11 protein-coding genes and 1 pseudogene are annotated in these 8,607 nt (G+C 66.9%); 4 read left to right on the forward strand and 8 right to left on the reverse strand.

The features are described from left to right. The 4 genes and pseudogenes from QZ378_RS11140 to QZ378_RS11155 all read left to right on the forward strand — a co-directional run. Nucleotides 1-428 (forward strand): annotated as a pseudogene (locus QZ378_RS11140) (ATP-dependent metallopeptidase FtsH/Yme1/Tma family protein); the annotation flags it as partial. Then, nucleotides 415-924, forward strand: a complete 510-nt coding sequence (locus QZ378_RS11145; protein ID WP_291258315.1) for an O-acetyl-ADP-ribose deacetylase — start codon at nucleotides 415-417, stop codon at nucleotides 922-924. The pseudogene QZ378_RS11140 and the gene QZ378_RS11145, both read left to right, overlap by 14 nt. A gap of 133 nt (nucleotides 925-1,057) precedes the next feature. Beyond that, entirely contained in the window at nucleotides 1,058-1,687 is a 630-nt protein-coding gene (locus QZ378_RS11150) for a peptidoglycan recognition family protein (protein WP_291258316.1), read from the forward strand. A 66-nt stretch (nucleotides 1,688-1,753) separates the two neighbouring features. Further along, the gene (locus QZ378_RS11155; RefSeq protein WP_255397024.1) at nucleotides 1,754-1,879 is read left to right on the forward strand and encodes a hypothetical protein; all 126 of its coding nucleotides are present in this window, start codon (nucleotides 1,754-1,756) and stop codon (nucleotides 1,877-1,879) included. Between the two features lie 59 nt (nucleotides 1,880-1,938). On the opposite strand, the gene QZ378_RS11160 is transcribed toward QZ378_RS11155, so the two are convergent. The 8 genes from QZ378_RS11160 to metG all read right to left on the reverse strand — a co-directional run. Further along, nucleotides 1,939-2,556, reverse strand: coding sequence for a TatD family nuclease-associated radical SAM protein (locus QZ378_RS11160; RefSeq protein ID WP_291258317.1), 618 nt, complete (start codon nucleotides 2,554-2,556; stop codon nucleotides 1,939-1,941). 35 nt (nucleotides 2,557-2,591) lie between these two features. Next, nucleotides 2,592-3,359, reverse strand: coding sequence for a TatD family hydrolase (locus QZ378_RS11165; protein WP_291258318.1), 768 nt, complete (start codon nucleotides 3,357-3,359; stop codon nucleotides 2,592-2,594). Between the two features lie 105 nt (nucleotides 3,360-3,464). Then, nucleotides 3,465-4,850: a HAMP domain-containing sensor histidine kinase gene (locus QZ378_RS11170; RefSeq protein ID WP_291258319.1), complete on the reverse strand. Its 1,386-nt coding sequence runs from the start codon at nucleotides 4,848-4,850 to the stop codon at nucleotides 3,465-3,467. Further along, on the reverse strand, nucleotides 4,835-5,500 hold the full coding sequence (locus tag QZ378_RS11175) for a response regulator transcription factor (protein ID WP_291258320.1): 666 nt from the start codon (nucleotides 5,498-5,500) through the stop codon (nucleotides 4,835-4,837). Before QZ378_RS11175 ends, QZ378_RS11170 begins: the two co-directional genes overlap by 16 nt. 9 nt (nucleotides 5,501-5,509) lie before the next feature. Beyond that, a complete protein-coding gene (locus QZ378_RS11180) occupies nucleotides 5,510-6,373 on the reverse strand; it encodes a TraX family protein (protein ID WP_291258321.1) in 864 nt (287 codons plus the stop codon). A gap of 147 nt (nucleotides 6,374-6,520) precedes the next feature. After that, entirely contained in the window at nucleotides 6,521-6,895 is a 375-nt protein-coding gene (gene crcB, locus QZ378_RS11185) for a fluoride efflux transporter CrcB (RefSeq protein WP_207728526.1), read from the reverse strand. After that, nucleotides 6,889-7,092, reverse strand: a complete 204-nt coding sequence (locus QZ378_RS11190; RefSeq protein WP_242967124.1) for a DUF4177 domain-containing protein — start codon at nucleotides 7,090-7,092, stop codon at nucleotides 6,889-6,891. Before QZ378_RS11190 ends, crcB begins: the two co-directional genes overlap by 7 nt. Nucleotides 7,093-7,102: 10 nt before the next feature. Next, a partial coding sequence (gene metG, locus QZ378_RS11195) for a methionine--tRNA ligase subunit beta (RefSeq protein WP_291258322.1) occupies nucleotides 7,103-8,607 on the reverse strand: 1,505 nt, incomplete at its 5' end.

Genomic DNA, 8,607 nt, shown 5'->3' on the forward strand with positions numbered 1-8,607 from the left:
GCGCGGGCAACGACCTGCAGAGGGCCAGCTCCATCGCCCGCAACATGGTCACCCGGTACGGCATGAGCGACAAGCTGGGCAACGTGGTGTTCGACTCCGGCCACGATGAGGTGTTCATCGGCCGTTCCATGGCCCAGACCAAGAACTACTCCGAGGAGGTGGCCGCCCTCATTGACGAGGAGGTCAAGGCCCTCATCGACGGGGCCTACGCCAGGTGCGGGGAGATCCTCACCCGGCGACGCCGCGAGCTGGACATCGTGGCGGAGTACCTGCTGCAATACGAGAATATGGACGCCAAGACCTTTGCCCAGGTCTTTACCGATCCGGAGCACCTCCAGCCCCCCGCCGCCTACAAGGCCGTGGAGGCCGACGCCCGGGAGGAGAGCCGGGAGATCGCGGAGAAAGAGGCGGAACATGGGGAGGATTGACACGCTGCTGGGCGACATCACTCAGGTGAAGGCGGACGCCATCGTCAACGCCGCCAACTGTACCCTGCTGGGGGGCGGCGGCGTGGACGGGGCCATCCACCGGGCCGCCGGGCCGGAGCTGCTGGCCGAGTGCCGCACCCTCCACGGCTGTGCCACCGGCGAGGCCAGGATTACAAAGGGTTATAACCTGCCCGCAAAATACGTGATCCACACCCCCGGCCCCATCTGGCGGGGCGGCGGGCAGGGGGAGGACGGCCTGCTGGCCTCCTGCTACCGCAGCAGCCTGGAGGTGGCGGCGGAGTACGGCTGCAAGACCGTGGCCTTCTCCGCCATCTCCACCGGGGTGTACCGCTTCCCGCTGGAGCGGGCGGCCGCCATCGCGGTGGGCGCCGTGCGGGAGTTCCTCTCCCACAGCGGCCTGCCCGAGACCGTCACCTTCGTCTGCCTCCTGCCCGAGGTGAAGGCGGCCTTCGACCGGGCTTTGCAGGAATCCTAGAAAACCAGGCGGCGCGTGCCCAGGCACGCGCCGCCTTTTTTCGACGCGGTCGGTGTAAGAAAACCGTAAGAAACGGCGGGGCCGGGATGTGCTATAATCTGAAGCAGCGATGGAAAAAGGGGGGTATGATGCCATGCCAGTGGAGACGCCAGTGCGGCGGAGGCGGCAGATCCGCCGCCGGTGCAGCCCCATCCCCTGCCTGGCCGCTCTGGTGCTGGTGCTGCTGGCGGTGAAGTGGATCGACCCCTTCGCGCCCCGAACCATCCCCGTGCCGGACACGCCGGCGTGGATCACGGTGGAGCTGCTCCCCCTCAACGAGTACTCCCGGCCGGGCACCCCGCTGGAAAAAGTCAACGGCATCGTGGTGCACTACGTGGGCAACCCGGGCACCACGGCGGAGCAGAACCACAGCTACTTCGAAAACCTGGCCCAGACCGGGGAGACCTACGCCAGCAGCCACTTCCTGGTGGGGCTGGACGGGGAGATCATCCAGAACGTGCCCCTGGACGAGATCGCCTATTGCTCCAACGAGCGCAACGACGACACCATCTCCATCGAGTGCTGCCACCCCGACGACAGCGGGGCGTTTACCCAGGCCACCTATGATTCCCTGGTGCGGCTCACCCGGTGGCTCATGGAGGAGTACGGCCTGGAGTCCGGCCAGGTGATCCGCCACTATGACGTGACGGGGAAGATCTGCCCCAAGTCCTTTGTGGAGCACCCGGAGGAGTGGGAACAGTTCCTGGCGGATCTCTCTCAATAGTCCGTTTTATAGGACTGTGCTTCTTTTATACTGTACTCATAACGAGACAGAAAGGAGCGCTGACCGATGAATTACGAGATTCGTTACGTACGTGGACATGTGGAGGTTTACGACCAGGCCGGCCGGTTCCGGTTCTCCGCCGACTCCGAGCGGGAGGCGCTGGAGGAGCTGGAGCAGGACTCCGCCGCATAATTGAGAGCAAAACAACGGGCGTCCGGCCAAGAGGCCGGACGCCCGTTGTGATACGTGGTTCAGTCCGGGATGTACGCCCGGATGCGCAGGGTGACGCCCAGCTCCTCACAGAGCTTCCGGCACCGCTCCACGTCCTCCGGGGTCTTGTCCTTGTCCACGATGGTCATCACCACGTGGGGGACGTACTCCCGGCACTTGCGGGCGAAGTCCAGCATGGCGTCCCACGCCTTCACCCCGTCCCGGGGCTTGGTGACGGCGCAGTACTCCTCTGGCGTGGAGCCGTTGAGGGAGATGGAGATGGTGTCGATGCGCCCGGCCAGCTCCGGCGTCACGTCCCGGCCCAGGAACAGGTTGGCGTGGCCGTTGGTGTTGATGCGCACCGGCGGCAGGTTGGGCACCCGCTTTTTCAGCTCGTCCACCAGCCACAGGATGTCGTCGGTGCGGTACATGGGTTCCCCAAAGCCGCAGAACACCAGCTCCCGGTACTGGGAGTAGTCCCGGGAGAGCAGGTCATCCAGGGCCTCCTGCCGGGTGGGCTCATGCTCCAGCCACAGGTCGTCGGCGTAGATGGAGCCCTTGTGGCCGTTGTGCCGCAGGCAGAACACGCAGGCGCAGTCGCACTTGTTGGTCAGGTTCACATACAGCGAGCCCTCATACTCATAGGAAATGGTCTCCATGACAGATTACCTCCGTTTGATAAAATTGGATCGGTTCAGGTGATACCGAAAAATTGCTTTCCGTTGGCCAGGGTGATCTCCTCCACCTCGTCCCGGGTCAGGCCCTTGAGCTGGGCCACCGTCTCGGCGGAGCGGGCGATCATGGTGGAGTCGCACCGCTGGCCCCGCCAGGGCTCGGGGGCCATGTAGGGGGCGTCGGTCTCCAGCATGAGCCGGTCCAGGGGCAGCCACTTCAGGATCTCCGGGGCGCGGCGGGCGTTCTTAAAGGTGATGTTGCCAGTGAAGGAGAGCATCCAGCCCCGGTCCACCAGCACCTTGGCGTCCTCGATGCTGCCGGAGTAGCAGTGGAACACTCCCCGGGCGTTGGGGTGGGCCCGGACCATGTCCAGGCAGTCCTTGTGGGCGTCCCGGTCGTGGACAATGGCGGGGAGATCCAGCTCCTCCGCCAGGGAGAGCTGGGCGTCAAACATATCCCGGGAGAAGGCCCGCTCCTCGGGGGTCTTGACCCAGTAGTAGTCCAGGCCGATCTCCCCCACCGCCACCACCTTCTGGTGGGCGCACAGGGCCTTGATCTGGTCCACATGGGCCAGGGTCACCCCCTCCAGGTTCTCCGGGTGATAGCCGGCGGCGGCGTAGAGGAAGGGGTATTGCTCCGCCAGGGCGATGGACTGCCGGGAGGACTCCAGGTCGCAGCCGGGGCAGACCACCAGGGCCACCCCCCGCTCCGGCAGGGAGGACAGCAGCGCGTCCCGGTCCGGGTCGAAGGCGTCGTCGTAGTAATGGGCGTGGGTGTCGAAAATCATAGCACAGACCTCGCAATTGGATGGTTCAAACTCTCCCCCTTATCATAGCGCGAAACGGGGGAAAATACAAGGAGGCGGCGCGGGTTTTCCGCGCCGCCTCCTTGTCTAGGGTTCTGCCAGGGGGAGGGTGAGCGCCGCCCTGGCCCCCGTCCCCGTGTTGGAGAGGGCCAGCTCCCCGCCATGGCGGACCGCCACCTGCCGGGCGAAGCAGAGCCCCAGGCCCATGTGGCCGTCCTGGGGGCGGCTGGTGTCGCCGGTGAACAGCTCCTTCCCCGCCCGGGCCAGGGCCTCGGGGGAGAAGCCGGGGCCGGTGTCGGTGACGGCCACAGTGAGGACATGGCCCGCCACGCCTGCCTCCAGCCGGATGGCACCCCCCGCCGGGGTGAAGCGGGCGGCGTTGTCCAGCAGGTTGAGCACCGCCCGATCCACGTCCGCCCGGTACAGGGAGCAGGGCTGGGAGGCGGGGCAGTCCAGGATGAAGTCCAATCCCCTGGGGGCGCACAGATCCCTCCCTGCGGCCCCCCAGCCCGCCGCCAGCTGGGACAGCTCCACGGTCTCCCGCTCCGGCCGGGCGGGGGCGCCCTGGAGGTCGGAGAGGTCCCGGAGCTGCCCTACATAGTCCCGCAGCCGCTCCGCGCTGCGGAGAATGGCCGCCGCGCTCTCCCGCTGGGCGGGGGTCAGGTCGTCCTCGGCCAGCAGCTCGGCGTTGCCGCCGATCACCGCCAGGGGGGTCTTGAGATCGTGGGCCAGGGCGGCCAGGGTGCGGGAACGCTGCTGCTCCATGGCCCACTGGCGGGACAGGGACTGGGCCAGGGACTGCCGCAGCTCCTCCATGGCCACCAGGGTGTCCCCCAGCTCCCGGAAGCGGGCGGCGCCGGGCAGGGGCTCGTCCAGCCGCCGGTGGGCGATGGCCCGGGTGGCGGCGGTGAGCAGGGCGGCGTCCCGCCGGAGCATGCCCGCGAAGTGCCGGGTGGAGAGGATGGCCGCCGCCGCCCAGGCCGCCAGCAGCACCACCGTGGCGCAGGTCTGGAACTCGGGCAGACGGCCCTGGAGGGCGGGGCTTCCATAGGGCATGGAGTAGTCATACTGGAGGACGCACAGGGCGCCGCCGCCCAGGGGGATCCAGCGGTGGTACTGGGTGTAGGGGAAGCCGTGGGGCATGGAGTCCCCGGCCAGGGCGGAGCGGGCATAGCCCAGGTGCCGGGCGTCCATATTGCCCGGGTCTGTTACCTGTCCGTCCTCCGTCAGGATGGCCCAGCGGTAATAGTGGGGGATGTCCGCCGTGTCCAGGGTTCCGTCCGCCACGGTGCGGAGCACCTCCGCCGCCCCCCGCTCGGCGGTGTAGGCCGGCAGGACGAAGCCGGAGGCCAGCAGGGCGGTGAGGGTGCCCCACCACAGCACGGCGATTGCCGCCAGCAGGGCGCAGGTGGTGAGCAGATAGCGCCAGAACAGGGCGGTGAGGCCCGCCCGCCGCTTCACCCGTTTTTCCACTTGTACCCCACCCCCCACACGGTCTCGATGGGGTTCTCCCCCACGGCCCTCAGCTTGGCCCGGATGTTCTTGATGTGCTCGGTGACGGCGGAGTCCTCCCCGGTGCCGTCAAAGCCGAACACCGCCTCGTACAGCTGCTCCTTGGTGAAGGTCTGCCCCGGGTGGGTGGCCAGGTGGGCGCAGATGGCGTACTCGCCCCGGGTCAGGCGCACCGGCGTCTCCCCGGCGTACACCGCCCGCTCCCCCAGATCGAAGTCCAGCCCGCCCCGGCGCAGGCGGGTGCGGGGCGTCCGCCCCTCCCGCCGCAGGTGGGCCGCCACCCGGGCCCGCAGCTCCGCCACCCGGAAGGGCTTGGTCAGGTAGTCGTCCCCACCCAGGCCCAGGCCGGTGAGCACGTCGGCCTCCTCAGTTTTTGCGGTGAGAAAGAGAATAGGACAGTCCGCCAGGGAGCGCACCCGGCGGCAGGTGGCAAAGCCGTCCTCCCCCGGCATCATCACATCCAGCAGGATGCAGTCCGCCCAGCGGCAGTGCTCCGCCGTCACCGCCGCGCCGCCGGGCAGGGCGGTCACCTGGTGGCCGTCCCGCTCCAGGGCGGTTTTCAGCAGGGCGCGGAGATCGGCATCGTCGTCCACGGCCAGAATATGGGCCATAGAATCACCTCAGTTCAGCAGGATGAGCAGCCCCCACGACAGGGCGTACAGGAGATAGATGTGGGCGGGGTAGAAGGCGTAGAACAGCAGCTTGTGCCCGCCGCCCCGCCGGCCGTTGTAGCACAGCATCAGGGGCGCGACCAGGATGCCGTAGATCTCATAGTACCGGGTAAAGAGCTGCCACCAGGCGAAATCCGGCGCCATGGCGGAGCCCATGAGGATCATATAGACCACGCCGTAGAGCACGTAGTACACGGCAAAGGCCAGCACCTGCCCCCTTCGGTTCCGGCGGAACAGGTAGAGCACCAGCCCCATGGCCAGCACCGGCCAGCTGCTGTCCCCGGTGACGCCCCACATGGGCAGCAGGGAGTAGCACGCAAGGCCCAGGGGATTGGTGCAGGCGGCGGGGAGGAGGACAGACAGCCAGGAGGCCAGGAAGGGCCAGGCCAGGGGGAGAATCACCGCCGCCAGGCCGGGCACGATCTTTTTCTGACCCAGCCAGTCAATGCCCTGGAATATCACCATGAGGATGACAAAGGTGGTCATCATGCCGTTGTTGGGGTAGAAGCCGTCGGGCCGCACCAGCACGCCGCCGAAGGCCATGAAGAACAGCAGGCCGCCCATGACGGCGGAGAGGACGTAGACCTTTGCGAAGTATTTCTTCCGGCTGCGGGTGTGGGTGAAGCCCTCCACCAGGCAGAACAGGAACAGGGGCGCCCCCAGGCGGCCCACCATGCTGAACCACTCGGGGATGGCCCCGGTGAAGCCGAAGAAGTAGTGGATGTGATCCAGCACCATGGTGACCAGGGCGATCCATTTCAGGCCGGTCTCGGACAGCCCCCGGGCGGGGGCCAGGGATTGGGTTTCTTCCATTGCGGACAGCTCCTTTGCTCGATTCTGTCCACAAGGATAGCAGGCAATTCTAAGGAATTCATAAGGGCCGGGGGAAATTTTCCCCCGGGCAGCAAAAGGCGGCGCGGGTTTTCCACCCGCGCCGCCTGGATTGTGGATTATTTTCTCCTAAGCCGGGGCCAGAAACCGGACCAAGGTGCGGCCCAGCACCACGCCGGCCAGGCACAGGGCCACGCTGGCCAGCACATAGCCGCCGCCCCTGAGCCACTGCCCGCGCTCCAGCAGGCCCACCGCCTCCAGCGAGAAGGTGGAAAAGGTGGTGAAGCCGCCGCACACGCCGGTCTTGAGGAAGAGCACGGCGGGGGCGGGGAGGGCGGAGTGCTCCGCCAGGGCGGCAATGGCCCCGATGGCCACCGCCCCCAGGAAGTTGGTCAGCAGGGTGGCGAAGGGAAAGGCGGCGGGGAAGGGGGCCAGGCTCAGCAGCCACCGCCCCGCGGCCCCCAGGCCGCCCCCCAGGGCCACCAGCAGAAGGTTGGTCAGCACGGCTCGTCCGCTTCCTCCCGCTCAAAGATCAGATCCAGCCACTGGGGAATGCCAGATCCCATATACTCCATGGGCACATATCCCACATAGCGCCAGCCGTCCCGGGCCCGGGCGTCGATGACCTCCCGGTGCCGGCAGTCGCTGTTGTCAAACATAAAGCCGCTTATTTTGATGGACTCGTACTCGTAGCGGTACACGGCTGTCTCCTCAGCACAGGCCGTAGCCGGCGGGCACCTTGTCGTCCAGCATGATCAGGTGGAGCTTCTCGGAGCCGTCGGGCTCCTCCTTCACGGCGGAGATGAGCATGCCGTTGGACTCCAGGCCCATCATCTTGCGGGGGGCCAGGTTGGTGCAGGCCACCACGGTCTTGCCCACCAGCTCCTCGGGCTCATAGTACTCGTGGATGCCGGAGAGGATCTGCCGGGGCTTGCCCTCGCCGCAGTCCAGGGTGAAGCAGAGCAGCTTCTTGCTCTTCTTCACCGCCTCGCAGGCCAGAATCTTGGCGGTGACGAAGTGAACCTTGTTGAAGTCGTCGATGGTGATATACTCGGGGGCCTTCTCCTCCTCCGCGGCGGGGGCGGCGGCCTGGGCGTGCAGCTCCTCCAATGCTTTCAGCTCCTTTTCCATGTCGATGCGGGGGAACAGGTTCTCCCCCTTGCTCACGGACGCGCCGGTGGGGAGCAGACCCCACTGCCCGGCGGACTCCCAGGTGCGCAGGCCCTCGTCCGCGCCGATCTGGGCGAAGATCTTCTCGCAGGTGGCGGGCATGAAGGGGGTGAGCAGCACGGCGGACAGCCGCACGCACTCCAGCAGGTTGTAGAGCACGTGGGCCAGCCGGGGCTTCTGGCTCTCGTCCTTGGCCAGCAGCCAGGGCTTGTTCTCGTCGATATACTTGTTGGCCCGGCCGATGAGCTTGAACACCTCCGCCAGGGCGTTCTGGAAGGCGTACTGCTCCATGGCGTCCTCATAGGCGTCCCGCAGGCCGGCGGCCTGGAGCACCAGCTCCGCGTCGAACTTCAGGGGATCGCCCTCCGGGAAGTTCATGGACAGCTCCACATTCCCCTTGGCCTGGGCAATCATGTCGGCCAGGCCCCGCTCGTCCTCGGTGGCGCCGCTGCCCTCGGGCAGGTGCTCTCCGAAGTACTTGCCCACCATGGCGGTGGTGCGGCTCACCAGGTTGCCCAGGTCGTTGGCCAGGTCGGTGTTGATGGTCTGGATGAGCAGCTCGTTGGAGAAGTTGCCGTCGGTGCCGAAGGGGAAGGTGCGCAGCAGGAAGAAGCGCAGGGCGTCCACGCCGAAGCGCCCGGCCAGCACGTAGGGGTCCACCACGTTGCCCTTGGACTTGCTCATCTTGCCGCCGTCCAGCAGGAGCCAGCCGTGGCCGAACACCTTCTTGGGCAGGGGCAGGCCCAGGCTCATGCAGAAGGCGGGCCAGATGATGGCGTGGAACCGGACGATCTCCTTGCCCACAAAGTGGACGTCGGCGGGCCAGTACTTGTCGTAGTCGTCATACTTGTCGTTCATGAAGCCCAGGGCGGTCATGTAGTTGAACAGGGCGTCCACCCACACGTACACCACGTGGCCGGGGTCGAAGTCCACCGGCACGCCCCAGGTGAAGGAGGTGCGGGAGACGCACAGATCCTCCAGACCGGGCTTGATGAAGTTGTTCACCATCTCGTTGACCCGGCTGCGGGGCTCCAGGAAGTCGGTGT

This window comes from Flavonifractor sp., from assembly GCF_019422385.1.
Taxonomy (GTDB): domain Bacteria; phylum Bacillota; class Clostridia; order Oscillospirales; family Oscillospiraceae; genus Flavonifractor; species Flavonifractor avistercoris.